Genomic DNA, 659 nt, shown 5'->3' on the forward strand with positions numbered 1-659 from the left:
CACCACTGCGAGAACGCAAAGAAGATATCCTGTCGCTTGCCGAACATTACGCAATGAAAATGTGTCGAGAGTTGCAACTCGAATACTTCGTTGGTTTCACTCATCAAGCGCAACAAGCCCTGCTCGATTACTCGTGGCCAGGTAATGTGCGTGAGCTAAAAAACGTAATTGAGCGCGCTATCTATCAACACGGATTAAATGCAGAACCGATTGATGAGCTAATTTTTAACCCTTTTGCCACAGGCTGGAACAATGCGCTTGGTCATACTGCGGCAAACGAAGATCCTCAAGAAGAAGCCTCGTCTCAAACGACTTCGATCCACTTTCCTCTCGATTACAAACAGTGGCAAGAGGAGCAAGATATCAATCTTCTCAATCGTGCCTTGGAAGAAGCAAAATTCAACCAACGACAAGCAGCCGAATTGCTGGGATTAAGCTATCACCAGCTACGAGGTATGGTCAGAAAGTACGGTTTAGTCGGACAAAGTTAACAAAACCAAAAACACCACTAGCCATAGATAACGCAACTCATGTCTGCAAAATTCGAGCTACAGTGTTAAATAGACATCGTATTTTGATCTAACACCCTACCAGCAAAAGATTTTGTGTTTGGAGCGAGTTCACAAAGGTGTTAAATTAGCGAGATCATTTTCGCTTGT

General features: G+C 43.7%; 1 protein-coding gene. It reads left to right on the forward strand.

Features of this window, described 5'->3' with window-relative positions:
* Positions 1–491 (forward strand): helix-turn-helix domain-containing protein (locus R7Z49_RS25530; protein WP_318112461.1); only part of this gene is annotated, 491 nt, incomplete at its 5' end.
* Positions 492–659: the final 168 nt, after the last annotated feature.

The organism is Vibrio sp. 1562, assembly GCF_033340155.1.
Taxonomy (GTDB): Bacteria; Pseudomonadota; Gammaproteobacteria; order Enterobacterales; family Vibrionaceae; genus Vibrio; species Vibrio alginolyticus.